Consider the following 26,669-nt stretch of genomic DNA (forward strand, 5'->3'; position numbering starts at 1 on the left):
ACGATCTTTAAAGGATGTTTACAACAGTTACATTACATCATCTTGCAGATTTTGTGCTAGCAATTGCGCCTAAGAGCCCATTCACGAAAGTGCTGGAATCCTCTGTCGATAGCTCAGCAGCTAATTGAACCGCCTCAGAGATTGCGACACCGTCAGGGACTTTTTCATTGAACAGGATTTCCCAGCAGGCAACCCGCAGAATGGCCCTGTCAACTGCGGGCATCCGCTCCACAGACCACTTGTGAGAGAAGGCCTCAATTCGATCGTCAATCTCAGCGAAATTCGCTGTCACTCCCTCGACAATTTGCCTCGCGTAGCCAACGATCTCCTCCTGATTCTGGCGATCAAGCTGCTCTCCAGCAGAGACATCAAGAAGAATCTCAGGATTAATTTTTCTAAGATCGGCTGCGAAAACGGCATCTAGGGCCATTTTGCGAGATTTTGTCCGCGAGCTCAATTGCTAATCGGTAACTCGACCGAGGTACTCGCCGGTCCGGGTGTCAACTCTTACCTTGGTGTTCTGCTCGATAAAGAGCGGCACTTGAATCTGCAAGCCCGTTTCAACCGTTGCAGGTTTTGTTCCACCACTCGAGCGGTCACCCTGCAACCCAGGCTCAGTGAAAGTTATCTCTAGCACCACAGATGCAGGAAGTTCAACATAGATGGGGTTACCCTCATAAACAGCGACAATAGCGCCTTGATTCTCGAGCAAGTAGTCCTTGGCCTCACCAACGATTTCATTTGTCAGGCTCATCTGTTCGTAATTCTGATTGTCCATAAACACGTAGCCCGAGCCATCGTTATAGAGATAGTTCATCTCACGCTTATCAACATTTGCCGTCTCAACCTTTACACCAGCGTTAAAAGTTCTTTCAACAACCTTGCCGGTCAGAACGTTCTTGAGCTTCGAGCGAACGAATGCGGGGCCCTTTCCGGGCTTTACGTGCTGGAACTCGATAACGGTCCAAAGCTGTCCGTCAATGTTTAGAACTAGGCCGTTCTTTAGATCATTTGATGTTGCCATGGTCGTGCTCGCTCAATCCTTTTTTTTGTTGGGTTACCTATGGAGTCTAGCGTTTAGGAAGTTAGCTGTCTAAGCGCTAACAGATAGGAATCAAACCCAAAACCGGCAATGACTCCCGTCGCCGCTGGCGAAACAACGCTGGTCCTTCGAAACTCTTCTCTAGCGTGTGGATTGGAAATGTGAACCTCGATTAGTTTGGCTCCAGATTCGGTGTGAATCTTGCAAGCGTCAGCAATGGCGTAAGAATAGTGAGTGAAAGCGGCAGGGTTGAAAATTATGTCAGCGCCATCGTCGGTAGCCTCGTGAAGCCACGAAATCAGCTCACTCTCGCTGTCTGACTGTTTGACGGTCAAGGATACGCCAAGTTCAGACGCGTGCTTTTCCAAAATCTTTACAAGGCTGTCGTAATCCAAAGTTCCGTAAATGTCAGGTTCTCTTGAGCCAAGGCGTTGCAGGTTTGGGCCGTTCAGTACCACGATGGATTTCATGGGTCTAGCCTACTCAGCAATTTCTTGAAAGGCTGTGAACAAAATTTCATCCGTGGGCGCGTGCATAATTCTTGGTCTCCCGATTTCGTCTAGAACTATGAACCGCAAATTGCCAGATCTCGCCTTCTTGTCGATACGCATGTTGGCAAGAAGCTGAGGCCACTTATCCGCTGGGTAGGACACCGGAAGGCCAAGGCCCACGAGGATTTCTCGATGTCTTTGAACCTCCGCCATGGATAAGCGGCCATTAAGGCGAGCTAGCTCCGCAGCGAAGACCATTCCAATTGAAACCGCCGCTCCGTGGCGCCATTTGTAGCGCTCCGCCAATTCGATGGCGTGACCAAGGGTATGTCCGTAGTTCAGCGTCTCACGTAACCCCTGCTCACGGAAATCTTCTGCGACAACAAGCGCCTTGACCTTTATTGCGCGGATTACCAGTTCGAGAAATAACTCTGAGGACGAATCAGTCGCGTCCTGAATGTTGTTTTCAACCAGATCAAGTATCTGGGTATCACTAATGAAACCGCACTTGATGATCTCTGCAAATCCCGCAACCAGCTCGTTACGCGCCAAAGTAGCTAAGGTCTCTAGGTCTACCAAAACACCCTTTGGTGAATGGAAAACTCCAACCAAGTTCTTACCTTCGGCAGTGTTTACTCCGGTCTTGCCTCCAATTGCTGCATCAACCATCGCCAATACAGTAGTAGGAATCTGAATAATTCCAACGCCTCTTAGCCAAGTTGCTGCCACAAAACCAGCAAGGTCGGTGATGGCACCGCCCCCAAACCCAATAATCATGTCTGTTCTGGAGAACTCAGATTTTCCAAGAATTCCCCAACAGAAAGCTGCCACTTCGATTCGCTTAGCGTCCTCACTATCGGGAACGCCAGCTAGAACGACTTCGAACCCGGCATCAATAAGAGAATCCCTTAGCGCCTCGGCGCTTACAGATAGTCCAACTGGATGAACAATCATCACTTTCGTTGCACCCATAAGCATCGAGGGAACTTGATCTAGTAAGTTCCTGCCAATTACAACTTCGTATGGGGTGACTCCCCCAACAGTTACAGTTTTCAGCTCAGTCACTTTTGCCCCACAAGTTTTGAAATCTCCGAAACGATGGCAGATAGCGATTTGCCACTAGTGTCAACCTCGTGGGTTGCGACCTCCAGGTATAGCGGTTTTCTTGATTCGTAGATACTGCTCCAACTTTCTGTGCCACCGCTAAGAAGAGGGCGATTCCTTGTGCTAATTCTGGAAGCTATGTGCTTGCCGTCGGTTGACAGGTAAATAACGCTATGAGACTTAAGAAGTTTCCGGTTTGACTCGGTCGTTACAACACCGCCACCGGTTGCTACCACTCCCTGTGCTTCTAGACACTGAGCCAACACGGCGCTCTCGATCTCTCTAAAGCCAGGTTCTCCGAGTCGCTCGAAGACTGCGGATATCGCACCGTGTTTAGACGCAATGATCTTGTCAGTATCGATAAAGGCAGTGTTCAGGTCCTTAGCAAGCTTCTTCCCAACGGTTGTCTTACCCACGCCCATGGGTCCAACCAAAACCAATGGTTGCTTCATCAGCTACCAGAGGACTTCAAGACATCAGGAATGGATTCAAGATACGAAACCAGGTTCCGCTTTGTCTCAGCCATAGAGTCCCCGCCGAATTTTTCCAAGACGGCATTTGCGACAACAAGGGCAACCATGGCCTCAGCTACTATTCCCGCTGCAGGTACGGCGCACACGTCAGAGCGCTGATGGTGAGCCTTGCTAGCCTCACCGGTTTGTACATCGATGGTGGCCAGAGCTTTTGGAACAGTTGAGATGGGTTTCATTGCCGCGCGCACACGAAGCACTTCGCCGGTAGACATTCCGCCTTCGATCCCTCCGGCTCTCCCCGTTGCTCTTTTAACAAGGCCGCCGTCATCTCTAACAATTTCATCGTGGGCAGCGGAACCGCGTCTGGCCGCGGTAGCAAAACCGTCGCCGATCTCGACACCCTTGATCGCCTGTATGCCCATTAGCGCACCGGCAAGCTGCGAGTCTAGCTTCCGGTCCCAGTGGACGTAGCTTCCCAATCCTGGTGGCAGGCCATATACGAGCGTCTCCACTACTCCCCCGAGTGTGTCGCCACTTTTCTGACAGTCCTCAATTTCTGAAACCATCGCCTCAGAAACTTTTTCGCTGAAGCAACGCACAGGATTCTCGTCAAGCGAAGCTACATCGCCAGGGGTTGGAAGTTGATCACCTTCGGACTTGACGGTGCCAATGGCAACAGTGTGGGTGACTAAATTGATTCCCAGTTGGGAAAGAAACCTTGAGGCAACCTCACCTAGTGCAACTCTTGCGGCGGTTTCTCTGGCAGACGCTCTCTCTAACACTGGGCGGGAATCTAGGAAGCCGTACTTTTGCATGCCTGTGAAGTCCGCATGTCCAGGTCGAGGTCTAGTCAGTGGCTCGGCGCGGGCTCCTGATAAGTCTTCTTGACTTACGGGGTCTGCTGACATCACCTTTTCCCACTTAGGCCACTCGGTGTTTTGGATAGTTATAGCGATTGGTCCGCCTTGAGATAGACCGTGCCTCACGCCGCCACTAAGTTGAACTTGATCTTCTTCAAATTTCATGCGCGCGCCGCGGCCGTAGCCAAGTCTTCTCCTGGCAAGTGCGTCCTGGACATCGCTAGTGGTTATTTCAATCCCTGCGGGCATACCCTCAACGATCGCAACGAGCTCAGGCCCATGCGATTCTCCAGCGGTTAACCAGCGCAACATAGTTTTGATTCTCTCACAATTGGCCTAATTGAACCCAGTTTGTTCAGCAGCAGCTGCTTTCATGGCCAGGTATAGCTCTTGATCATGCATCTCAACAGCCTCGCCATTGGATTCTGCAAACAACTTCACTTGCTCAATAGCTTGCCAAATAAGCAACTCGAGACCAGCAATGCTGTTGTCTCCCCAGGCTTTTGATGCCGGAGATGGCCAGGGGTCGTAGGCTACGTCAAACAAGAACCCTCGATTAGTTTGAGCAGTTGAGCCAACCGACTCCCACAGTTCAGCGAAGGCGTTGCTTGGGACAGTGGAGATAACCAGATCAACGTCAACAACAGAAGATGGGTCGGCAGGGGCTACTGAAGCCTCGACTCCAAAGCCAGCAATATTCTCAACATAGTCGGTCACCGATTGCAAGGTTCTGCCTACAACAAAGAGTCTCGCTTTAGGAAAAGCTCGTGATATTGCTAGAGCTGCAGACCTTGCTGTGGCACCAGAGCCGAGTATGGTTATGGATTGAGCCGCTGGAATCAACTGCAAAACCTTTTCGAATCCATGGACATCAGTGTTATGACCAATCCATCCATCGGAAGACCTCACAAGGGTATTAACCACTCCGGTCTTGGTGGCCTCAGAAGTACATCGCTTAGCTAGCTCGAAAGCTTCGTACTTCAAAGGCATAGTCACACTAAGCCCTGAGATTGACTCGTCCTCCAAAACTTTCCCGAGCTCACCACTTGGAACCTCGAGCTTGTCGTAGCTAAAGTTCAGTCCCAGTAGAGAGTAAGCAGCTCGATGTATTACAGGCGAGAGGCTGTGTTGAATTGGAGAACCAACGACACAGAAATTAGTCGTCATACCAGTCCGGATTTTCTCTTTCCCATTGCCTAAGGAATGGAATCCAAGATTCGTGCTCAGCTATGGTTCTAGAGAACTTGGTCTCACCGGTTGCAAGGTTGATGGTTACGAAGAACAACCAATCTCCGGCGACCGGATTCAAGGTCGCGTCAATCGCGAGTTCGCCAGGAGAGCTAATTGGACCTGGAGGTAAGCCTCCGACGAGATAGGTGTTGTAGCCATAGTCGATCTGCTCCTGCCTTGAAGCTTTAGACATGTCAGTCCCGTCATAGCTATAGGTAATAGTCGGATCAGTTTCCAATGGCATGTCAATTGCAACCCGGTTGGCAAATACCCTGGCCACTTTATAAAAGTCTGGCTCCTGCATTGCCTCACGCTGAGTTATTGATGCAAGAGTTAGCACTTGGTGCCAATCCTCCTTGGCAACGCCAGCATCTGTAAGGGCCTTCTCCATACGAGTGACCATTATCGAGATCACTTCTTCAGCGGTTACTTCGAGATCAAAACTGTATGTGTCAGGGAACATGTAACCCTCAATAGTTGGCGCTTCCTCGGGTATCCCATAAGCCGACAAATCTTCGGCAGCTGACCACAGGTCTTCAATTGGGATGCTGGTGATTCTAGATACTTCCTCAAAGATTTGAATCACTCGATAGCCTTCAGGAATTGTGACCTGATAACTGAGAATGTTGGCCTGGTTTGTAACTGCAGCAAGCGCCGCTTCATTACTCATTTGAAGCTTCAGGGTGAAACTTCCTGGGTAGAAGATTGGATTGCGCTCAAGAAGCAGACGGTAAAAAGAATCAACATCTCTTACTACGCCAGCTTCAAAAAGCTTGTTCGCAACAATGAGACCATCTTCACCAGACTCTATCCGCACCACGACTTCGCCCACGCCGGGACCTTCATAATCCAAAGCGGTTAGCTTTTGGTACTGACCTCGTATCCAATCGAAGTTTGCCACTACAGCGATCCCGCCTAATAGTGATAAAACAACAATGCCTATAAGTAGTTTTGAACCCCTTGAACCTCCTCGAGACAATGATCTACGCCCCAACAGAATCACCAACTAACACTCCAGGAGCCACACCTGAACGCTTTTCGATTCTTAGAGCGCTCTCAAGAATCTCGACAGCGCTAGCGCTGTCGATGATCGACTTGCTGTCTTTCGCGCTAATTCCTGAAGCCCGGAGTTTTGTTGCAGCAGTAACAGTAGTCAATCTCTCATCTATCAGGCGGACTGGAATAGAAATGGATTGTGAGAGTTCAGCGGCAACGGATCTTGCGTCACTTGTGGAATCAGTCTCTTTACCACTTAGAGAAAGTGGGTCACCGACATAAACTTCAATAACACCATGGGTTTCTAACAGGTTTGCAAGTGATGAAATGGTTTCCGACAACTCGGCAGATCTAGTTACCGCATCCAATGGCGATGCCAAAATACCTTCTTGGTCACACAGCGCTATTCCTAGCCGAACCCGCCCCACGTCAACTGCCAATCTCCGGCCAATACGCATCTAGGAGTTCAACTCCTTCTCTATAGCGATAATCGCTTCACTTAGCTTTGAAGTTGATGGACCGCCACCTTGTGCGACGTTGTCCTTGCCTCCGCCACCGCCACCAAGAATCCCCGAGGCGAGCTTCACAAGTTCACCGCTGGAGATACCAAGCTCCCTCGCCTTGGATGAGGTAGCAACGATTAATACAACCTTTTTTTCAATTGTTGCGGTCACCGCAACAACAGAAGCTTTGCCCTCCAGGGCCTGAGAAAGAGTGGTTGCCATGTCGCGCACTTGATCAACGGCAACATCCCCCGTAATCGGGAAATGTAAAAAGTCAGTTTTTCCAACCGCTTTGACGGATTTGATAATGACTGGAACCTGAGAGCGCAAACCCTCGAGGGTAATGGCAGCGAGCTTCTTCTCAGCCTGCTTGAGCTGCTCAATTGTTTGCGCAACCTTCGCTGCAATATCCTGCTTCGGGACTTTTAGGGACTCATACAACTGAGCAACAATAAGGGCCTCCGCGGAAAGAGCTTGAAATGCCTCAAACCCCACAAGTGCTTCAAGACGACGAGAACCAGAGCCAACCGATGCCTCACCAAGAATTGAAACCAGTCCCACTTGGGACGATCGAGACACGTGAGTACCACCGCAAAGCTCTCTCGACCAAGGCCCGCCAATTTGAATTACTCTTACAAGCTCTTCATAGCTTTCCCCAAACAATGCAATCGCACCGCTTGCCTTAGCCTGATCAACGCTCATGTAGTCAGCAGACACCGCAAGATCTTGGCGGATAGCCAAATTAGCAACCTCTTCAATTTCAGTCTTTACTGATTGGCTCAGAGATTCATTCCAGGAAAAATCGAGTCGCATGTAACCTGGCTTGTTGTAAGAACCGGACTGAAGTGCACTTGGACCAAGCACCTGACGCAACGCGGCATGCATTACGTGAGTTGCGGAGTGCGCTTGAGCAGCTCCCAGTCTCCAGTCTGCCGAAACCTCTGCCGAAACTCTTGCACCAACACCCACTTCTCCGCTACGCACCGTAACGCTGTGAGAAACAAGACCCTTCACTGGTTTTTGAACATCTAAGACCTCGAGAGATAGCCCTTCAGCGAAAATGAAACCTGAATCGCTATCTTGACCGCCAGATTCAGCATAGAAAGATGTCTCGTCAAGAATCACTTCGGCAACATCGCCTTGTTTGATGCTTGACACTACCGCTCCGTCGCGAATAAGACCCACAACTTTTGCGCTTGTCACTAATTCTTCGTAGCCGGTGAACTTGGTAGACCCAAGGGCACGGAACTCACCGTACACAGAAAGATCGGCGTTCCCAGAACGCTTCATCTTCGCATCATCCTTAGCGCGCTGACGCTGAACGTTCATAAGAACATTAAATTCTTCCCGGTCAAGTGATAGGCCTTGCTCTTGGGCTATTTCGAAAGTTAGATCAACTGGGAAACCGTAAGTGTCGTGCAAAAGAAAGGAGCTTTCGCCGCTGAGACTACTCTTGCCGGATTTCTTGGCCTTTGCAATTTCCTCATCCAAAACCAAAAGACCAGCGTTTAGGGTTCGAAGGAAAGCCTCCTCTTCGGCAACAGCGATTCGAAGAATACGAGCAAAGTCGGTGTCTAACTCTGGGTAGCTAGCTTTCATGGAGTCTTTAGAACGAGTAAACAGCTCTGCAAAAACTGGCTTTTCAACGCCCAGTAGACGCATTGCGCGAACAACTCTTCGAAGCAGTCTCCGAACCACGTAGCCGCGGGCATCGTTTGCTGGTACTACGCCATCCCCAATTAGCATCAAAGCGGAACGAACGTGGTCTGCGACTACCCTGAGGCGAACATCGTCTGACTCTTTAGCACCATAGGTTTTTCCCGAAAGCTTCGCCGCTAGATCTAGGACGGGTTTTACTTCGTCAATTTCGTATAAGTTGTCAACGCCTTGCATTATGAAGGCAACGCGCTCGAGCCCCATTCCTGTGTCGATATTCTTAGAAGGCAGCTCACCCAGAATCTCAAAACCATCTTTGCCATCACCCTGACCGCGCTGATACTGCATAAAAACTAGATTCCAGATTTCGATGAAGCGGTTTTCGTCCGCTTCTGGTCCGCCATCCACGCCATACTCAGGTCCACGATCAAAATAGATCTCAGAACATGGTCCGGCTGGTCCAGGCTGACCGGTCGACCAGTAGTTATCCTTCATTCCACGTTTTTGAATACGCTCCAAAGGAATGTCAGCTTCCTCGCGCCATAACTTAATGGACTCATCATCATCTTTGTAAACAGTTACCCAGAGCTTCTCTGGTTCAAAGCCCAAGCCACCCTTGGACTGGGGGGACGTTAGAAACTCCCAGGCGTAGGAGATAGCTTCGCGCTTGAAGTAATCACCAAAGGAAAAGTTTCCATTCATCTGGAAAAATGTTCCGTGCCTGGTTGTCTTACCAACTTCATCGATGTCTAGAGTTCGAACACACTTCTGAACGCTTGTTGCACGCTTGTATGGAGCGGGAACCAATCCGGTCATGTAGGGAATGAATGGCACCATTCCAGCAACGGTGAACATTAGGGTCGGATCTTCAGAAATCAAGGATGCAGATGGCACAATCTCATGATCTTTACTGGCGAAGTAATCGAGCCAGCGGCGACGTATCTCGGCCGTAAGCAAGATTACCTACTTGCCAGCGGGCTTTGACTTAGCTGCAGGCTTCTTTGCAGTAGAGCGTACTGAGGCCTTGGCGCTTGACTTGCGAGAAGTACTTGCTGCGGGCTTACGTCTTGGCTTTGCAAGCTCGGTCTCGCGCTCTTTGTAACCTTCTGCTACCGCGTCAGCGAATTCTTGCAACGAAGCCTTAGCTTCTTCGTAAGCTTTGCGGGCTTGAGGGTTTTCATTAATCTGTCTAGCAGCGACCGCGCCAATGGCAACACCGGCTAGTAACCAGAAAAGTTTGTTCATTCTTACTTCCTCTTTCCGAATAACTTGCGCACAATTTCAGCAAATCCGGCAAACTTTGCCAATGGACCGCCGACTGAAGCCGAGAAGACAGCAACCATTGAAGCGATGCTCTTAGTGACCTGAGCAACATCAGCCGAAATTCCATCAAATTTCTTAAGCTGCTTGTTAGTTTCTTCCAAGGTTACGGTTAGCTCGCTAACCATAGGCGTTAGCTCTTCAGTCACTTGAACCAAAGATTCACTGCTTCGATCTATTAGCTTTCCGAGCTTCAAAATTGGAACTGCTAGGAATAAAACAAGCAATACGAACCCACCCGCAGCTACTAGGCTCGCGATTTCTGATGGTGACATGGCGACCTCCTTGAGTGACGCTAAATCTATCTTGCGGCGTAGTACTCGACAACCAGCTGCACTTCACAAGTGACTGGCACTTCTGAACGCAATGGTCGTCTGTTTAGTGTGATTTGTAGCTTCTCTAGTTCAACAGTTAGATAGCCCGGAAGAGTAGGAAGAACATCAACGTGTCCCCCAGCAGCTGCAACCTGGAAAGGCTCAGTTTTCTCGCTCTTCTCTGCTACGTGCACTAATTGCCCAGGCTTTACCCTGAAAGATGGTCTGTCAACGCGCTGTCCATCTACGAGAATGTGGCGGTGAACTACCAACTGACGTGACTGAGCGATTGTGCGGGCAAAACCAGCACGAAGGATTATCGCGTCAAGTCTCATCTCAAGAAGCTCTACTAGGTTTTCACCGGTTAGACCAGCTGCACGCTTGGCTTCTTCGAAAGTCTTCTTTAGCTGAGCCTCGCGAATACCGTATTGAGCCCTTAGTCTCTGCTTTTCGCGAAGACGAACGGCAAAGTCGCTGTCAGCTTTTCTTTTGGTCCGTCCGTGCTCGCCTGGAGCATAAGGACGCTTTTCAAGATACTTGGCGGCTTTTGGAGTTAGCGCTAGTCCTAGTGCTCGGGACAGACGAGTTTTACTGCGAGTACGCGATGTCTTAGACACAGCTTCCTTTCAAGTTATGCAAACAAAGAATGAAACGACAGAGGTTCGTTCCCGTGTGCCCAGAAAGGTCCGCTAAATGACTCTTGTCCATTTGGTTAATCCCTTGCAGCCGCGCTCGGGATTCAAATTGGCAACCTTGGTAGTTTAGCACCGCAACTAGCGGGCCATCAAGCCCTATTGCCTCGAATAATGCGCTTCAGGGCTGGCCAGCGATCTACGAAACCCTTTTCAAATCCATAGCTCTTAGGCGTGAAGTAGTCAGGCACGGCCTCAACGTAGACCTGGTTGACCACTGAATTCGGGTCATCGTGGGGGTACTTGTAACCCTCCGCCGCTTCGGACTTGGAAAGATAGTTGCTTCGAAGACTGGCTGGAATAGTCGGGTTGAAGCCATTTTTGACATCAGCGATGGCTTCATTGATTGCTAAATACGCAGAGTTCGACTTTGGGGCAAGAGCAAGATAAATCGTTGCCTCTGCCAAAGGAATTCGACCCTCTGGCATTCCTATGAGGGCGACGCTCTCGTGTGCCGCCACAGCGATTGATAGTGCAGTGGGATCTGCCAGGCCAATGTCTTCAGAGGCCAAAAGTATAAGCCTCCTGGCAATAAACCTTGGATCCTCCCCGCCTTCGATCATTCGAGCAAGATAGTGAATCGCGGCATCGGCGTCGGATCCACGTACAGATTTGATAAACGCACTTATGGTGTCGTAATGCTGATCACCGTCGCGGTCATATCTGACCAGAGCGGATTCTAAACTCGCACCTACGTCCTCAAGACCAATAACTCGTTCGGTGGAAGCGGACAATTCCATAACCCTAGAAGCTGCTGCCTCTAGAATTGTGAGTGCTCTCCTGGCGTCCCCACCAGAAATCTCAACGATCCGGCTCAAAGCAGCCTCATCAATCCCCACTTTTGAATCCAGCCCACGGGGCTCCACTAGTGCGTTTTGTATAAGTGCAGAAATTGCTTCCTGGGACAGCGGATCAAAGCGCACCAGTAATGATCTAGAAAGTAGTGGTGCGATAACGGCGAAGGAAGGATTTTCGGTGGTGGCTGCAATGAGCAAGATTCCGCCACTTTCAACAGAGGGCAGCAAAGCATCTTGTTGGGCCTTTGAGAATCGATGAATTTCATCGAGAAAAACAATCGTTGTGACTCCGTATAGTTCTTGGTCAACACGGGCTTTCTCAATAACCTCGCGAAGCTCCTTCACACCTGTAGATACAGCAGATAGCTCAACAAATCTTCGCCCAGAAGAGCTCGCGACCGCTTTAGCGATTGATGTCTTGCCTGTACCGGGTGGGCCCCAGAGCAAGATAGAAGTATGTGAAGAATTTGCCGATTCGGCTTTAGCGAGAATCTGCAAGGGAGAACCAGCCAGTAATGCCTTCTCCTGGCCAATAACCTCCTCCAGGGACCTGGGTCGCATCCGAGCAGCCAACGGCGCTCCACCTGAAAACAGCGATTGGCTCATAACCACAAGGCTATTAGAAAGCACTCAAAAAGCTTTGTAAACTCTCTAAGGAACCCCAACACAGGAAGTTGAACAACTTTGACGAGATCACCAATTGGAAAGTCTTCAGACCGAGAAAGGCTTGCAAGATTTTCTGCCAAGCAAGAACTCGAAGCTAGCAAAGCTAAAAGAAGAAAAAAAGACAACCGACTTGCGATTGTCGTTTCTGTTTTAGCTATCGCGATCGCCATTGGCTCTCAACTCACCTATTCGGCACTCACGCCAAAAGTTGAAGCAGTTGCACCATCACCAGAACCGACTCCTGCACAGCCAACTGGACCTATCCCCGACATCGCGATCGCGGAAGGCAGGTCCTGGAGCGGATCCATGCAAGTGGGCAATGCGACCCTAGAGATTGAACTTGACGGCGTATTGGCCCCGCAGGCGGTGGCAAGTTTTATTGATCTTACGAACAAGGACTTCTTCAGCGGAATCACCTGCCACCGATTGACTACAAGTGGAATATTTGTCCTGCAGTGCGGGCAGTCCTCGGTCACACCAGACGGTGGACCCGGCTACACCTTTGGGCCGATTGAGAATGCACCAGTAGACGACTTCTACACCAAGGGAACCATTGCAATGGCCAGAGTTAGCTCAAATGCTCTAGGGGCAGAGGGAGCCGCTTCAAGCATGAACAGCCAATTCTTTATTGTTTACGAAGACTCAACAATTCCTTCGGACGAGGCAGGTGGATACACCGTTTTCGGCAAAATCAACAGCGGTCTTGAGGATCTGCAGTCAGTAATTGACGCCGGAGTTGAAGGAGGTGGGGTCGATGGAGCCCCTGCCCTGGAAACTACGCTTGGCGCAATCGAACTAAGATGATTACTTACCACTAGCCCGCAGGAGCCAACCGGTGACACAAACAGTGAACAGCTACGGTCGAGTAGACGAAGAGAACAACGTCTACGTATTCGACAATGGCTCTGAGCGCAAGGTTGGGCAGTATCCGGGTGTCTCTATGGCAGAAGCCCTTGCTTACTTCGAGCGAAAATTTGCCGAGCTTGAATCTAACGTCAGGATTCTAGAACAGCGCGTAAAGGGTAAAGCGGATGCAGCCAGCATTTCGAAGGCTGCTCAAAAACTATCTGCTGATCTTTTGGAGCCTGGCGCTGTAGGGAACATTCAAGATCTAAGAGATCGTGTCGCCAACGTCACTCCAAGCATCGAACAAATGAAAAAAGACAGGAGTGAGGCTACCGAGAAAGCAGCCGCGCAGGTCCTAGTCACTCGACGCGACATTGCTGCCAAAGCCCAGGAGTTAGCGGAAAAAGATCCGAAGAAAACGCAGTGGAAAGCTGCCTCTGCGCAGATGAACGAGCTCTTCGAGAAATGGCAGCAATCCCAGAAAGACGCCCCAAGAATCCCTCGCAAGGACTCAGAACCGATCTGGAAACTGTTTTCTCAGGCTAGAACCAAGTTTGAAGCAAATAAACGTGCGTTCTTCTCAGCCCTTTCGGCCGAAAGCAAGAATGTTAGAGCCAAGAAAACCACCTTGGTTACGCAAGCAGAAGCCCTGGTTACAAAAGGTGCGGACTCGGCATCCGAGTATCGCAAGCTGTTGGATCAGTGGAAGCTCGCTGGCCGCTCTCAAGGAGCACAAGACGACCAACTCTGGGACCGGTTCAAAGCAGCTGGAGACAGCATCTACGCCGTTCGCAAGGAAGTTTTCGCTAAAGAGTCAGTTGAGTTCAAGGCTAACTATGAAGCCAAGCTGCTAATCATTGCGGAGGCAGAGAGGCTTGACCCACTAGTAAATCTTGCAGAGGCCAAGAAGCTGCTGCTGTTGATTCAGAATCGTTACGAGAAGGCCGGAAAGGTACCCAAGGACAAGATTCGCGAAACTGATGACCGAATGCGCGCTGTTGAGAAGAAGATTAAGGACGCCGAGCAAGAAAATTGGCGCAAATCAGACCCAGCCGCAATCGAGCGCACTAACGGAGTTCTATCGCAGCTCGAGCAGTCAATAGCAAAACTCGAACAAGAGCTAAAAGCTGCCGAAGCAGCAAACGACAGTTCAAAGATTCAAAAAGCCAAAGAGGCATTAGAGGCAAGAAGAAGCTGGCTGACAGTTGTCAAGCAGAACGCAAACTAGTTACTGCGACACTCTGTACACATCGTAAACGGCTTCAATCCTTTTCACAGCAGCCAGCAAATGGTCCAAGGCCGCGGGGTCTCCCATTTCAAAAACAAACCTACTAAGGGCGACCCGGTCAGTTCTAGTGGAAACTGATGCTGACAAAATATTAACGTGATGCTCGCTAAGTACCCGTGTTACATCGCTGAGTAGACCAGATCGGTCCAGGGCTTCAACTTGAATTTGAACTAGGAACAATCTCTTTGACGAAGGTGCCCAGGAAACATCGACTAGGCGTTCTGGCTCCAGTTTCAATGATGTCGCGTTCTTGCAGTCATCACGGTGGATCGAAACACCGCTACCTCTGGTAACAAAACCCATAATCCTGTCTCCAGGAACCGGTGTGCAGCAGCGGGCCAGCTTCACCATCACGGAGCCATCACCTTTAACCAAGACACCGGAGTCGCCTACATTTACCCTGCGAAGTGACTTCGGCGCAAGTGGAAGCTCAAATTCAACTTCACTTTCTTGCTCGGAGCTGGAGCTTGCCGTCAAACGATCGATGACAGACTGAGCAGAAATCTGTCCCTCTCCAACAGCCGCGAATAGAGCGCTGACATCCTGCAATCCCAAGTCGCCAACTAGCTTCGAGAGCGAGTCGGGAGACATTAACTGTTGCAGCGGCAAGCCAAGCTTCCGCATCCCTTTGGTTAGGGTTTCCTTGCCAATCTCGATAGCGTCCTCACGTCGCTCTTGCGAGAAATGGTGCTTAATCTTTGCACGAGCTCGGGGTGAGGCAACGAAATTCAACCAGTCCTTGGAAGGTGACGCGTCCAAAGATTTGGATGTGAAAACTTCGACAACGTCACCAGAATTCAACGTGCTATCAAGTGGAATGATTCGTCCGTTTACCTTTGCACCGATCGTCCGATGCCCCACTTCGGTGTGAACAGCGTAGGCGAAGTCAACTGCGGTTGCACCTGCAGGTAAGCCGATAACTTTACCTTTTGGTGTGAAGACATACACTTCCTTGGCGCCGATTTCAAAACGCAGCGCGTCGAGGAACTCCCCCGGATCCTGGGTTTCGGCTTGCCAGTCCGAAAGGTGTTTCAGCCAAACTAGATCATCTTGAGTTGTTGCCTGAGACTTACCGGCCTGCTCTTTGTACATCCAGTGAGCTGCAACACCGTACTGGGCCCGCTGATCCATTTCGGAGGTTCGAATCTGGATCTCAACCGCTCTGCCAGATGGACCGATCACCGTGGTGTGCAGCGATTGGTAAAGATTGAACTTCGGCATTGCTATGTAATCCTTAAATCTGCCCGAAACTGGATTCCACCTGGCGTGAATGGCACCAAGAACTGCGTAGCAATCTCTTACAGACTGAACTAGAACTCGAATGCCGACAAGATCATAGATCTCATCAAACTCTCGACCACGCACCACCATTTTTTGGTAGATGCTGTAATACTGCTTTGGCCTACCCGCGACCTTGCCCTTCACCTTTTCGGCCTTGAGATCCGCCTCAATTGCGCCTATGACTTCATCTAAATACTGCTCACGCATAGGCGTGCGTTGAGTCACCAAGTTAACAATCTCTTCGTATACCTTTGGGTACAAAATCTCAAAAGAAAGATCCTCTAATTCAAGCTTGACTGTGCTGATTCCTAAACGGTGTGCCAAAGGAGCGTAGATCTCAAGCGTCTCCTGTGCTTTTCGCTTAGCAGATTCCTCGGAAACAAACTTCCAAGTTCTGGCATTGTGCAATCGATCCGCGAGTTTTATTACGAGCACTCTTATGTCCTTAGACATCGCGACAACCATTTTGCGAACGGTCTCTGCTTGGGCACTGTCTCCAAACTTAATCTTGTCCAATTTGGTAACCCCATCGACCAACATGGCCACCTCGTCCCCGAAGTCACTTCTTAGTTTTTCTAGGGAATAGGGGGTGTCCTCAACGGTGTCATGGAGCAAGGCGGCGGCAATGGTTGTGGCACCGATTCCAAGGTCCGCAAGAATCTGTGAGACCGCAACAGGGTGGGAAATGTAAGGCTCGCCAGATTTGCGCAACTGCTCTGAGTGGGCTTTCTCGGCAGCAACAAAGGCCTTCTCGACAAGCGCCACGTCGGCCTTAGGGTGATTTGCCTTTAGCGACTTGATTACTTGCTGGAGCTCTTGAGTATAGGAAGGCTGTTTTGAGAAAATGCGCGGCAAACGCGCCCTGATAGAACTGGAGTCTAAATCAGTCATGCTCTTGCCCTTCCAGGCTCAAGCCTACTCTTGAGACGACTTTGGTTCTATGACTTGTTGGCGAATCTCGTCTCATTCTCCCGGAGGTGAACATACACCGGAGAGGCGATAAAGATCGATGAGTATGTTCCAACAATCATTCCGATGAACAATGCAAGTGCAATATCCCTAAGGGTTCCGACACCAAGAATGAAGGCTCCGATGAACAAAATCGCGGCCACTGGCAAAACCGCAACGACAGAAGTGTTTATAGACCTGACAAGCGTCTGATTCACAGCAAGGTTCACTTGAGAAGCAAATGTTGTTTCTTCCGAGAACTCAACCCCAAGAGTGTTCTCACGCACCTTGTCGAAGACGACCACGGTGTCATACAACGAGTAACCAAGAATAGTTAGAAGTCCAATAACTGCGGCCGGGGTGACTTCAAAGCCGGTTAGCGCGTAGATGCCAGCAGTGATCACAACATCGTGAGCTAAAGCAGCCAGAGCCGCAATGGACATCTTGAAGGTTCTAAAGTACAAAGCCATAAGTACCGAAACCAAGATAAGGAACACAATTAGGCCATTTATGGCTTTGGAGGTTACGTCAGCACCCCAGTTTGCACCAATGAATGACGAAGTTACCGACCCCGAGGGTAGATCATATGCATTTGCCAAGGCAATTCGAATCTCTTCGGTTGTCACATCATCTAATTGCTCGGTTTGGATTCTTACAGAGTCAACACCAACCGAAGTGACAATGGGCTGAGTTTCTGGATCAACTGATTGGACAGCGTCTCTAGCTACCTGCTGAGAAGTGTTTCCCACTCCATCGATACGGAACTCGCTGCCACCTCGAAACTCGATACCAAAATTGAATCCCCCGCGGGCCACTGGAGCGACTATCGCAATGATCACCAAGACAATTGCGATTGCATACCAAAGCTTGCGACGCCCAACAATGTCCATCGACACGCGGCCGCTGTATAGGTCATTACCGAGATCTCTAAACTTGGACATTAGTTACCGCCTGTCTTGTCAGCTTCTTGAATGGCAGCTTGAGCTTTTCGTTCAGCGATGGTCTGCCTGGTAGCGGCTTCCTTGGAAACTTTCAGAATTTTTCCTGAACTCAACCTTGGTGCAACCCTGAACTGACCACGACCGACATAACCAGACGCCTTTAGCGATTTGGAGTCAAAGCCTGACCAAGGATGACCCGAACTGAAGAACTTGGTTCGAGCTAACAGTGTTAACAGCGGGTGGGTGAACAACAGCACCACAATCAGGTCGACGATTGTTGTTAGACCAAGAGTAAAGGCAAAGCCACGGACGTTGCCCACCGTCAAAAGGAAAAGTGTTGCAGCTGCAGTGAAGCTAACGGCATCGGAAGCAAGAATCGTTCTAATCGATCTCCGCCACGCGTTTTCTACCGCCACCTCAAGGTTTCTACCTTCTCGGATCTCGTCACGCACACGCTCAAAATAAACAATGAAAGAGTCAACCGTAATACCGATAGCAACGATTAGTCCTGCAACACCCGCCATCGACAATCGGTAACCCTGTCTCCAAGAGAGGAAAGCAATAAGTAAGTAAACCAAAACACCGGCCACAAGAAGTGAACCAACTGTGACAATTGCCAATCCTCGGTACTGGAAAGCAGAGTAGATAACAACAAGGATTAGACCGATCAGACCGGCCAACAGACCGCTCGTGAGCTGATCCTGGCCAAGGGTTGCCGATATGTTCTCTTGACTCTGCACTTCAAAACCGATTGGCAAAGATCCGTACTTGAGTTGATCAGCAAGAACTTTAGAGGAATCTCGATCAAAGCTTCCAGTAATTTGAGCGGATCCATTAGTTATTACAGCTTGTGTTGTTGGCGCGGTAATGACATAGCCATCGAGAGTGATTGCAAACTGATTTCTTGGAATCTCTAGCGGAAACAATCTTTGGGTAACTGTCGAGAATCCCGCCGTGCCGACTTCGTCAAACTCAAGATTCACGGCCCATGTGTTGGTTGAAGCTCCTGTAGAAGATGTGACCGTTCCGTTGGAAGCATCGGAAATGTTTGCGCCGTCTACTTCGACTGGACCGAGAATAAACTTCGTTAGCCCGTTAACATCGCAAGTCACCAGCGGAACGCTAGGGTCATCAATCTGGCCAGGCTCTCTAAAAGACGAAGCGCAGTCCAGTTCATCAAACGCTTTTTGAATTTCTGGTGTGATCCAGTTCAAATCGCTACCATCGACTGGCGCGGCAGCTGGCGGCTCAGCGGCGGGAGATTCTTCCGGTGCTGGGGTTTCTGAAGCCTCTGGGTCTTCAGACTCTGTTCCGTCAACGCTGGAGGTTGGTGTACCTGCACTGGTGATGAGAACAGGTCGAAACTCAAGTTTGGCAGAGGCCTTAATTAGAGCCAGAGTGTTTTCGTCAGGGACTCCCGGAATGGAAACAATAATGTTTGTGTCACCTTGAGTAGTAACCTGCGATTCACTAACTCCGCTTGCGTCTACACGTTGACGAATAATTGAAACCGCCTGGTCCAATTGCTCGGTAGTTACCGCTTGGCCGTCGAGTAAAAGCGGGGAAAGAATTACTTGGGTACCGCCCTGCAAGTCAAGAGCCAATTTTGGAGTAAAGCTAGCGTTCTCGTCAGTGGTAGAACCAAACCCGATAAGGCCAGCTAATCCGAAGATAATAACCAATAGCCAAATCAGAGATTTGCGTGCCGACTTTACGGTGTTGCTAGCTGCCAATTCTTTACTCCCCTATTACTTTCCAGAATCGGCTTTGGGAGCCTTTGGCTTGGGCTTACTTGCGGTTGTGCTCGAAGTCTTGCTTTGAGTTTTTGCCGTTGCTGCAGGCTTTGCAGTCGGGTCGGTCCTGCTTACGGCACCGATTGCGACCGTTAGCTTTTGACCGGGGGCTGTTTCGAGCACTATGCGATCGTCCTTGACGCTTGCGATCTTTCCAAAGATCCCGCTGGTCAGCATCACGGTTGCACCCTTCACAACTTCGGACCGAAGTTTCTCAGCAGCCTTCTTGCGATTGCGACCAGAAACAAAAATCCAGAATCCCAGAAAAGTCAGGGCAAGCAAGAAAAATAAAGTGTCCGTCATGAGGGCCTAACGTCAAAAAAACGCGCTTTTGCGCGTATCTAAATTATAACTGAACCCCCAATGTCCGAGCTAACTAGGTTCGGCTACTCCCAAGTGCCTATAGGCCAAATGGGTGGCCTGTCGACCTTTTGTGGTCCTTTGAATAAGGCCCTCCCTTAGCAGATAGGGTTCAACGACCGACTCGATGGTGTCAGGCTCTTCGCCAATTGCTACTGAAAGAGTCGAAAGGCCCACTGGCTTTCCTTGGAACTTCACAACCAAAGCCTCGAGGATCTGCTTGTCCAAACGATCTAACCCGAGAGAATCAACTTCGTAAAGGTGCAGTGCCTTCTTCGCAACTTCAGAAGTTATAGTTCCTGCGCCATCGACAAGCGCAAAGTCTCTGACTCTTCTAAGAAGTCGATTTGCAACTCTTGGAGTTCCTCTAGACCTTGAAGCAATCAATTCGATTGCCTCTTTGTCAACTCGCAGCGATAACTGCTTAGAGGCACGAACCAAAACCGTAGCAAGGTCTTCCTTTCCATAGAACTCCAAGTTAGCGGTGTAGCCAAAACGATCTCGGAGCGGATTAGGTAACATCCCAGACCTAGTTGTCGCGCCAACCAAAGTAAACGGTTCCAAATCTAGAGATATCGAAGAAGCCCCAACACCTTTTCCGACCATCACGTCCACCCGGAAATCCTCCATCGCGAGATAAAGCAGTTCCTCGGCAGGTCTAGCCATTCGATGAATTTCATCAATAAACAAAACCTCACCGGCAGATAGAGAAGAAAGAATTGCAGCAAGATCTCCCGCGTGCTGAATTGTTGGACCGCTAGTGATACGAAGCCCCGAGCCGATTTCAGAGGCCACAATCATTGCCAGAGTTGTTTTACCCAATCCTGGAGGACCCGCAAGCAAGATGTGATCCGGAGCCCGATTTTGCAAGGCTGCAGCTTTTAGAAGCAGTCCCAATTGGTTTGAGACGTTTGACTGACCTACAAATTCTTCAAGGCTGGTAGGCCTAAGGGCGGACTCAAACGCCAAATCACTTTCTGAAAGAGCGGGACTCAAAATATCGTTCAATTCATTCCCGCTTTAGCTAGATGTTGTAATGCAAGTTTCAAAACTTCCTGATCCGAAAGATTAGGGCTAGAAACTTTTCGCACTGCAATAGTTGCCTCTTTCTCGCTATACCCAAGACCAATTAGTGCATCCACGCTTGCGCGAGCAGATCCAGAGCTAACGGAACCAAGTCCGCCGGAAATCTTTCCAGCCAACGAAAGTGCAATCAGCTTGGCAGTTTTTACGCCAACTCCAGACACTGATCTAAAGACTGCGTCGGATTCGCTTGCCACGGCGTCAGCAATCTCCTGAACGGAAAGGGAACTCAGAATTGAAAGTGCTGATTTTGGACCAACCCCATTTACGGACCTTAGTAAATCGAAGGTTTCGAGCTCGAGGGCATCCAGAAATCCATAGAGAGTAAGAGAGTCTTCGCGGACAACAAGCACTGTCATTAAGGTTGCGGGATGCCCAAGATTTAGCTGTGTTGCGATTCGGTTGGTGGTGTGAACAACGAGGCCAACGCCACCTACTTCGATGGTGACCGCGCCTAGCGTGCTTGCTAACACTTTTCCAGACACTGAGGCAATCACGAACTTAGCCTAACTAGCGATTCGATTTGCCTCGTGCTGATTTCACTGCAGAGTGCCACTTCTGCTGAGCCTTCGTGTAGGTCGTGGAGCTATTCGATCCTCTGAAGCCCTGACAGATAGCGATAGCAAGAGCGTCCGCGGCATCCGCCGGCTTAGGAATCTCGTCAAGGCCTAAAAGCTTTGAAACCATTTCTCCAACCTGAGCCTTGCCCGCGCGACCAGAGCCAGTTACCGCGGCCTTTACTTCGGTGGGGGTATGCATCGCTATCGGAATCTTGTGTTTGTGAGCCAGGAAGATTGCAACCCCAGCAACCTGGGCTGTACCCATAACTGAAGACAGGTTCTGTTGCGAAAAAACTCGTTCAATGGCAATCACATCGGGCTTGAACTTAGAAATCAAAGTCTCGAGCTCGGTTCCAATCGCGCCAATTCTTGAGTCAAGCTCGGCTGTTTTCAAAGACTGTATTACCCCCACAAACACCAATGTGGTCTTTCGGGACTTACCCAAATCAATAACGCCAACACCACATCGAGTGAGGCCAGGGTCAACTCCCAGGATCCTCGTCACGCTTAGGCTTCTAGCTCCGCTAGCACTTCTGGGGACATATCGAAGTTCGAATACACGCTTTGAACTTCGTCGGAATCTTCTAGCGCTTCTATCAGCTTTATCACGGTGCGCGCAGTATCTGCGTCCACTTGAATTGACGCCGCAGGGACGAACTCGACATCGGCACTTTCGTAGTCCAACCCGGCGTTCTGCAAAGCGGACCTAACTGAAACCATCGCTGAAGGGTCGGTTGTTAGCACAAAACTTGCGTCTCTAGCTTCGATGTCTTCCAGTCCGTGCTCCAAACCCGCCTCCAAGATTTGGTCCTCGCTGACTGAATCCGTGCGCTCAATAGTGATTACACCCTTACGACTAAAAAGATAGGAAACGCTTCCTGGGTCAGCCATTGTTCCACCGTTACGGCTTACGGCCAATCGAACATCGGCTGCTGCGCGATTTTTATTGTCGGTCAAACACTCAATAAGAATAGCAATTCCATTTGGGCCATAGCCTTCGTAGAAAATTGTCTGATATTCAACGGCGTCAGCATCTTGACCAGATCCGCGCTTGATTGCGCGCTCGATATTGTCGTTAGGTAGGGAGCTCTTTCGCCCCTTCTGCACAGCGTCATACAGAGTGGGGTTACCGTCCATGTCGGGACCACCCGTTCGAGTGGCAACCTCAATGTTCTTGATCAGCTTGGCGAAAAGTTTTGCACGGCGCGAGTCAATGATTGCCTTTTTGTGCTTGGTGGTGGCCCACTTGGAATGACCGGACATTTTTCTCCTTGAATACTTTCGCTTTGAATTCTAAATCAGAACTATTGGGGTGAACTTGCCATCTTCAAAAAGTACTCGTGGACAAAGGTTTCGCCAGTGATCTCGGGGTGAAACGATGTTGCCAACATGTTCTGCTGCCTAACTGCAACCACTCTCCCATCGCTTAGCTTCGAGAGGACCTTTACGGCCTCCCCCACTCTTTCAACGATTGGGGCTCTGATGAACGCAACGTTCAGATTTGTACCATCAAAATCGATGACCTGCTCAAATGAATCAAGCTGTGAGCCAAAGGCATTTCTACGGACAGAAATGTCCATCAAGCCCAAACTTTGCTGACCAGAAGCGCTGTCTAGCACTTCGTTTGCCAAAGAGATCATCCCGGCGCAGGTTCCAAAGATTGCCTTGCCGGATCTAATGAATTCCAGAATTGGTTGCCTTAGGGAGAAGATATCCATGAGTTTCGAAATCGTAGTCGACTCTCCGCCAGGCAAAATCAATCCCGAGAGATCATTTAGATCTTCGCTCTTGCGAACCTCGACTGTTTCACAAGCTAGTTTGGTGAGCGTTTCAATGTGCTCTCTTACGTCACCTTGAAGAGCTAGTACTCCGATACGCAATTACCAACCGCGCTCCGAAAGTCGATGAGGTGCTGGAAGATCCTTGACGTTAATACCAACCATGGCTTCGCCAAGACCTCGAGAGGCCTCTGCAATAACCGAAGGATCGTTGAATGCGGCAACCGCCTTAACAATTGCTGCAGCACGCTTAGCAGGTTCACCCGATTTGAAGACTCCAGAGCCGACGAATACTCCGTCCGCACCAAGTTGCATCATCATTGCAGCGTCTGCTGGAGTGGCAACACCACCGGCGACAAACAAAACAACAGGAAGCTTCTTTGTTCTTGCTACTTCACGAACGAGATCGTAAGGAGCCTGAAGTTCCTTTGCGGCCACGTACAGTTCGTCCTCGGTCTTTGATGCCAGAACGTTAATTTCACCCAAAATGGTTCGGATGTGCTTGGTGGCTTCCGAGACATCTCCGGTGCCCGCTTCACCCTTGGAGCGAATCATTGCGGCACCTTCAGTAATTCTTCGTAGTGCCTCTCCCAAATTGGTCGCGCCGCAAACAAATGGGACGTCGAACTTCCACTTGTCAATGTGGTTGACATAGTCCGCCGGGGAAAGCACCTCAGACTCATCGATGTAGTCAACTTTTAAAGACTCTAGAACCTGGGCTTCAACAAAGTGACCAATACGAGCCTTCGCCATAACAGGAATTGAAACTGTTGCAATAATCTGCTCGATCAGTTCTGGATCGCTCATTCTTGCAACGCCACCCTGAGCGCGAATGTCAGCAGGAACACGCTCTAGAGCCATAACGGCTACCGCACCAGCGTCCTCAGCAATCTTGGCCTGTTCAGCGTTTACAACATCCATAATCACGCCACCTTTAAGCATTTCTGCTAGGCCGCGCTTAACTAGGGGTGTTGACTCATTTTTTGATGGGTTCATGCAGATATTCTAACCCGCCAAAACGGGTATTTAGTTTTCCAGCCACGCCTTTTGAATCTCGGCTCGAACTTCACCCAATAGCCTTGGCATCGCCTTGGTTTGAGCAATTATTGGAAAGAAGTTCGAGTCATTACTCCAGCGCGGAACTATGTGCTGGTGAAGGTGCTCCGCAATCCCAGCCCCAGCTAGCTCCCCCTGGTTCATACCCAGATTGAACCCCTGAGCCCTGGAAACTTTTCGAAGGACCTCCATGCCGCGCTTGCTAAGAGACGCCATTTCGGCAGCCTCTTCTAGGGTTGTGTCCTCGTAGGAAGCAAAGTGGCGATAAGTGCACACCAGCAGGTGGCCGGAGTTGTAAGGGAACAGATTTAAAAGAACGAAGCAGGTTTCTCCTCTGAAAACAATTAGCCCGTCCTCATCTGAACCTTGAGGCGCGAGGCAAAACGGGCACTCCTCTTTCTTGGGCTGCTGGCCGTTTTGAATATAAACCAAGCGATGCGGAGTCCAGAGCCTTTGATAGTTATCTGGCACCCCTGGCAGAAACTCTGGTCCGCTCAACTAAACCTGCTTCTTCGATTCAATGGCTTCAATGATAAGAGCAACCGCATCATCAACCGCCACACCGTTTACCTGCTCACCCGATCGATACCTGAAGCTCACCGAATTCGATTGCTGATCCTCAGCACCAGCTATCAATTGGAAAGGGATCTTATCTTTGGTGTGATTGCGAATCTTCTTTTGCATCCGATCATCGCCTAGGTCAATTTCTGCTCTAACACCGTGAGATTTAAGTTTGGCGATAACGCCTGATAGGTATGGGGCAAACTCATCGGCAACCGGAATACCCATCACTTGCACCGGAGCAAGCCAGGGTGGAAAGTGTCCGGCGTAGTGCTCGGTAAGTACGGCAAAGAACCTTTCAATCGATCCAAACAAGGCTCTATGGATCATTACGGGTCTCTTCTTTATTCCATCATTTGCCGTGTACTCAATTTCAAATCTTTCTGGCAAGTTAAAGTCAAGCTGGATTGTCGACATCTGCCAGGTTCTTCCAATTGCATCGCGTGCCTGTACCGAAATCTTTGGTCCGTAGAATGCAGCTCCGCCTGGATCAGGAACCAACTCCAAACCAGAGTCAGTTGCTACCTTCGCCAGGGTTGAAGTTGCCTTATCCCAGAGATCGTCATTTCCAACGAATTTCTCGTTGTCTGGATCGCGAGTGGACAACTCAAGATAGAAATCGGTAAGGCCATAGTCGCGAAGGAGGTCAAGCACAAAATTCAATACCGATGTGAGCTCTGACTCCATATCCTCTAAAGTGACAAACAAGTGAGCATCATCTTGAGTCATTCCGCGCACCCTGGTTAGGCCATGAACAACGCCAGATTTTTCGTAACGATACACAGAACCGAACTCAAACATGCGAAGCGGCAAGTCGCGGTAGGAGCGAGCCTGTGACTTGTAGATCAAGATGTGGAATGGGCAGTTCATTGGCTTTAGGTAATAGTCCTGGCCTTGCTTGCGAACAAGGCCCTGCTCGTCAACTTCTTCATCAAGCTTCATTGGCGGGAACATGCCCTCTGAATACCAAGCCAAGTGACCGGAAGTCTCAAACAGGTGTGATTTTGTTATGTGCGGTGAATAGACAAAATCATATCCGGCTTGCTCGTGACGCTTTCTTGAGTAATCCTCCATAACGCGACGAATAGTTCCACCTTTAGGGTGGAAAACCGCCAGGCCTGATCCAATTTCCTCTGGGAAGGAAAACAAGTCGAGCTCTTGACCCAGGCGACGATGATCTCGCTTGGCCGCCTCTTCCAGTCTTTCGAGGTGAGCCTTGAGTTCGTCTTTGGAAGCCCAAGCAGTTCCATAAATCCTTTGCAGCTGTTTGTTCTTTTCATTGCCTCGCCAGTAAGCGGCGGCAAGCCTTGTCAGGCTAAAGCCATTGCCGATCATCCGAGTGTTTGGTAGATGCGGGCCTCGGCATAGATCCTTCCAAATTGTTTCACCTGATTTTGCGTCCGTGTTGTGATAAATCGTTAACTCGCCTGCGCCAACTTCGGCTGAACCTTCAGCCAAGTCGCTTGATCCTTTGAGTGAAATTAGTTCCAGCTTGTAAGGCTCGGCAGACAACTGGCTGCGGGCCTCGTCTTCAGAAACCGCTGTTCTCACAAAACGTTGCCCGGAGCGAATAATCCGCTCCATTTCTTTTTCGATACTTTTTAGATCCTCCGGCGTAAAAGGCTCAGCAACATCAAAGTCATAGTAAAAGCCGTCAGCAATGGGTGGGCCTATGCCCAATTTCGCCTGAGGGTTAATGTTTTGTACCGCTTGCGCAAGAACATGAGCGGTTGAATGCCTAAGAATGCTCAATCCGTCTGGGGACGAGATGATCACTGCCTCAACCGAGTCGCCATCTAAAACAATGTGTGCGAGATCCCTGAGCTCACCCGAAACGCGCATCGCAACAACAGACTTGTCGGTAAACAGCTCAAAGCCAGTACTCCCAACCTTTACCTGCTGTTTGACGCCATCTACAACGATGGATATCTGCTGTTCCAATTGAATCTTCCATTCTGACCTGCGACTATGGTCAATCCTAACCAGCTAGGAGCTTTCGCCTTGGTAACATTGCGAGTCTAGATAAGCCT

General features: G+C 49.8%; 28 protein-coding genes. 2 read left to right on the forward strand and 26 right to left on the reverse strand.

Annotation, left to right across the window (positions count from 1 at the left end; translation table 11 throughout):
* Positions 1-37 precede the first annotated feature (37 nt).
* The 14 genes from nusB to AC9UFE_RS00770 form a co-directional block, all read right to left on the reverse strand.
* Entirely contained in the window at positions 38-457 is a 420-nt protein-coding gene (gene nusB, locus AC9UFE_RS00705) for a transcription antitermination factor NusB (protein ID WP_509544703.1), read from the reverse strand.
* 3 nt (positions 458-460) lie between these two features.
* Entirely contained in the window at positions 461-1,024 is a 564-nt protein-coding gene (gene efp, locus AC9UFE_RS00710; RefSeq protein ID WP_509526324.1) for an elongation factor P, read from the reverse strand.
* Positions 1,025-1,077: 53 nt separating this feature from the next.
* On the reverse strand, positions 1,078-1,512 hold the full coding sequence (locus AC9UFE_RS00715; RefSeq protein WP_509544706.1) for a type II 3-dehydroquinate dehydratase: 435 nt from the start codon (positions 1,510-1,512) through the stop codon (positions 1,078-1,080).
* Between the two features lie 9 nt (positions 1,513-1,521).
* Positions 1,522-2,598 (reverse strand): 3-dehydroquinate synthase, encoded by a 1,077-nt coding sequence (gene aroB, locus AC9UFE_RS00720; RefSeq protein WP_509544709.1) that lies wholly within the window; start codon positions 2,596-2,598, stop codon positions 1,522-1,524.
* Positions 2,595-3,089 (reverse strand): shikimate kinase, encoded by a 495-nt coding sequence (locus AC9UFE_RS00725; protein WP_509544714.1) that lies wholly within the window; start codon positions 3,087-3,089, stop codon positions 2,595-2,597. The genes aroB and AC9UFE_RS00725 overlap by 4 nt, the downstream gene beginning before the upstream one ends.
* The gene (gene aroC / locus AC9UFE_RS00730; protein ID WP_509544718.1) at positions 3,089-4,282 is read right to left on the reverse strand and encodes a chorismate synthase; all 1,194 of its coding nucleotides are present in this window, start codon (positions 4,280-4,282) and stop codon (positions 3,089-3,091) included. Before aroC ends, AC9UFE_RS00725 begins: the two co-directional genes overlap by 1 nt.
* A 24-nt stretch (positions 4,283-4,306) precedes the next feature.
* Positions 4,307-5,137, reverse strand: coding sequence for a shikimate dehydrogenase (locus AC9UFE_RS00735; RefSeq protein WP_509544721.1), 831 nt, complete (start codon positions 5,135-5,137; stop codon positions 4,307-4,309).
* Positions 5,127-6,101: an endolytic transglycosylase MltG gene (gene mltG / locus AC9UFE_RS00740; RefSeq protein WP_509544724.1), complete on the reverse strand. Its 975-nt coding sequence runs from the start codon at positions 6,099-6,101 to the stop codon at positions 5,127-5,129. Before mltG ends, AC9UFE_RS00735 begins: the two co-directional genes overlap by 11 nt.
* 82 nt (positions 6,102-6,183) lie before the next feature.
* Complete coding sequence (ruvX, locus tag AC9UFE_RS00745) at positions 6,184-6,654, reverse strand: Holliday junction resolvase RuvX (protein WP_509544727.1); 471 nt, start codon at positions 6,652-6,654, stop codon at positions 6,184-6,186.
* A complete protein-coding gene (alaS, locus tag AC9UFE_RS00750; RefSeq protein ID WP_509544730.1) occupies positions 6,655-9,312 on the reverse strand; it encodes an alanine--tRNA ligase in 2,658 nt (885 codons plus the stop codon).
* 6 nt (positions 9,313-9,318) lie between these two features.
* A complete protein-coding gene (locus AC9UFE_RS00755; RefSeq protein ID WP_509544733.1) occupies positions 9,319-9,600 on the reverse strand; it encodes a hypothetical protein in 282 nt (93 codons plus the stop codon).
* A 2-nt stretch (positions 9,601-9,602) separates the two neighbouring features.
* Entirely contained in the window at positions 9,603-9,950 is a 348-nt protein-coding gene (locus tag AC9UFE_RS00760) for a DUF948 domain-containing protein (protein ID WP_509544736.1), read from the reverse strand.
* A 26-nt stretch (positions 9,951-9,976) separates the two neighbouring features.
* Positions 9,977-10,606, reverse strand: a complete 630-nt coding sequence (rpsD, locus tag AC9UFE_RS00765; protein WP_509544739.1) for a 30S ribosomal protein S4 — start codon at positions 10,604-10,606, stop codon at positions 9,977-9,979.
* A 167-nt stretch (positions 10,607-10,773) separates the two neighbouring features.
* A complete protein-coding gene (locus tag AC9UFE_RS00770) occupies positions 10,774-12,084 on the reverse strand; it encodes a replication-associated recombination protein A (protein WP_509544742.1) in 1,311 nt (436 codons plus the stop codon).
* 78 nt (positions 12,085-12,162) lie between these two features.
* Here AC9UFE_RS00770 and AC9UFE_RS00775 point away from each other — a divergent pair, with 78 nt between their 5' ends.
* Both AC9UFE_RS00775 and AC9UFE_RS00780 read left to right on the forward strand, forming a co-directional pair.
* The gene (locus AC9UFE_RS00775; RefSeq protein WP_509544745.1) at positions 12,163-12,948 is read left to right on the forward strand and encodes a peptidylprolyl isomerase; all 786 of its coding nucleotides are present in this window, start codon (positions 12,163-12,165) and stop codon (positions 12,946-12,948) included.
* Positions 12,949-12,979: 31 nt separating this feature from the next.
* On the forward strand, positions 12,980-14,218 hold the full coding sequence (locus tag AC9UFE_RS00780) for a DUF349 domain-containing protein (RefSeq protein WP_509544748.1): 1,239 nt from the start codon (positions 12,980-12,982) through the stop codon (positions 14,216-14,218).
* On the opposite strand, the gene AC9UFE_RS00785 is transcribed toward AC9UFE_RS00780, so the two are convergent.
* The 12 genes from AC9UFE_RS00785 to thrS all read right to left on the reverse strand — a co-directional run bounded on the left by AC9UFE_RS00785 (position 14,219) and on the right by thrS (position 26,481).
* Positions 14,219-16,450 (reverse strand): RelA/SpoT family protein, encoded by a 2,232-nt coding sequence (locus AC9UFE_RS00785; RefSeq protein ID WP_509544751.1) that lies wholly within the window; start codon positions 16,448-16,450, stop codon positions 14,219-14,221.
* A 47-nt stretch (positions 16,451-16,497) separates the two neighbouring features.
* The gene (gene secF, locus AC9UFE_RS00790) at positions 16,498-17,448 is read right to left on the reverse strand and encodes a protein translocase subunit SecF (RefSeq protein ID WP_509544753.1); all 951 of its coding nucleotides are present in this window, start codon (positions 17,446-17,448) and stop codon (positions 16,498-16,500) included.
* Positions 17,448-19,181, reverse strand: a complete 1,734-nt coding sequence (secD, locus tag AC9UFE_RS00795) for a protein translocase subunit SecD (RefSeq protein WP_509544756.1) — start codon at positions 19,179-19,181, stop codon at positions 17,448-17,450. The genes secF and secD overlap by 1 nt, the downstream gene beginning before the upstream one ends.
* Before the next feature lie 15 nt (positions 19,182-19,196).
* On the reverse strand, positions 19,197-19,544 hold the full coding sequence (gene yajC, locus AC9UFE_RS00800; RefSeq protein ID WP_509544758.1) for a preprotein translocase subunit YajC: 348 nt from the start codon (positions 19,542-19,544) through the stop codon (positions 19,197-19,199).
* 69 nt (positions 19,545-19,613) lie between these two features.
* Positions 19,614-20,609, reverse strand: a complete 996-nt coding sequence (gene ruvB, locus AC9UFE_RS00805; protein WP_509544761.1) for a Holliday junction branch migration DNA helicase RuvB — start codon at positions 20,607-20,609, stop codon at positions 19,614-19,616.
* A complete protein-coding gene (gene ruvA / locus AC9UFE_RS00810; RefSeq protein ID WP_509544764.1) occupies positions 20,606-21,181 on the reverse strand; it encodes a Holliday junction branch migration protein RuvA in 576 nt (191 codons plus the stop codon). The genes ruvB and ruvA overlap by 4 nt, the downstream gene beginning before the upstream one ends.
* A 13-nt stretch (positions 21,182-21,194) precedes the next feature.
* Complete coding sequence (ruvC, locus tag AC9UFE_RS00815; protein WP_509544767.1) at positions 21,195-21,749, reverse strand: crossover junction endodeoxyribonuclease RuvC; 555 nt, start codon at positions 21,747-21,749, stop codon at positions 21,195-21,197.
* Between the two features lie 2 nt (positions 21,750-21,751).
* Positions 21,752-22,507, reverse strand: coding sequence for a YebC/PmpR family DNA-binding transcriptional regulator (locus AC9UFE_RS00820; protein ID WP_509544770.1), 756 nt, complete (start codon positions 22,505-22,507; stop codon positions 21,752-21,754).
* 41 nt (positions 22,508-22,548) lie between these two features.
* The gene (gene pdxT, locus AC9UFE_RS00825; protein WP_509544772.1) at positions 22,549-23,124 is read right to left on the reverse strand and encodes a pyridoxal 5'-phosphate synthase glutaminase subunit PdxT; all 576 of its coding nucleotides are present in this window, start codon (positions 23,122-23,124) and stop codon (positions 22,549-22,551) included.
* Positions 23,125-24,018, reverse strand: a complete 894-nt coding sequence (gene pdxS, locus AC9UFE_RS00830; protein WP_509544775.1) for a pyridoxal 5'-phosphate synthase lyase subunit PdxS — start codon at positions 24,016-24,018, stop codon at positions 23,125-23,127.
* Between the two features lie 30 nt (positions 24,019-24,048).
* On the reverse strand, positions 24,049-24,576 hold the full coding sequence (locus tag AC9UFE_RS00835) for an HIT family protein (RefSeq protein ID WP_509544778.1): 528 nt from the start codon (positions 24,574-24,576) through the stop codon (positions 24,049-24,051).
* The gene (gene thrS, locus AC9UFE_RS00840; protein WP_509545101.1) at positions 24,577-26,481 is read right to left on the reverse strand and encodes a threonine--tRNA ligase; all 1,905 of its coding nucleotides are present in this window, start codon (positions 26,479-26,481) and stop codon (positions 24,577-24,579) included. It abuts the gene before it with no gap.
* Positions 26,482-26,669: the final 188 nt, after the last annotated feature.

The organism is Rhodoluna sp. (genome assembly GCF_044239955.1).
In the GTDB taxonomy this organism is placed as follows: Bacteria; Actinomycetota; Actinomycetes; order Actinomycetales; family Microbacteriaceae; genus Rhodoluna.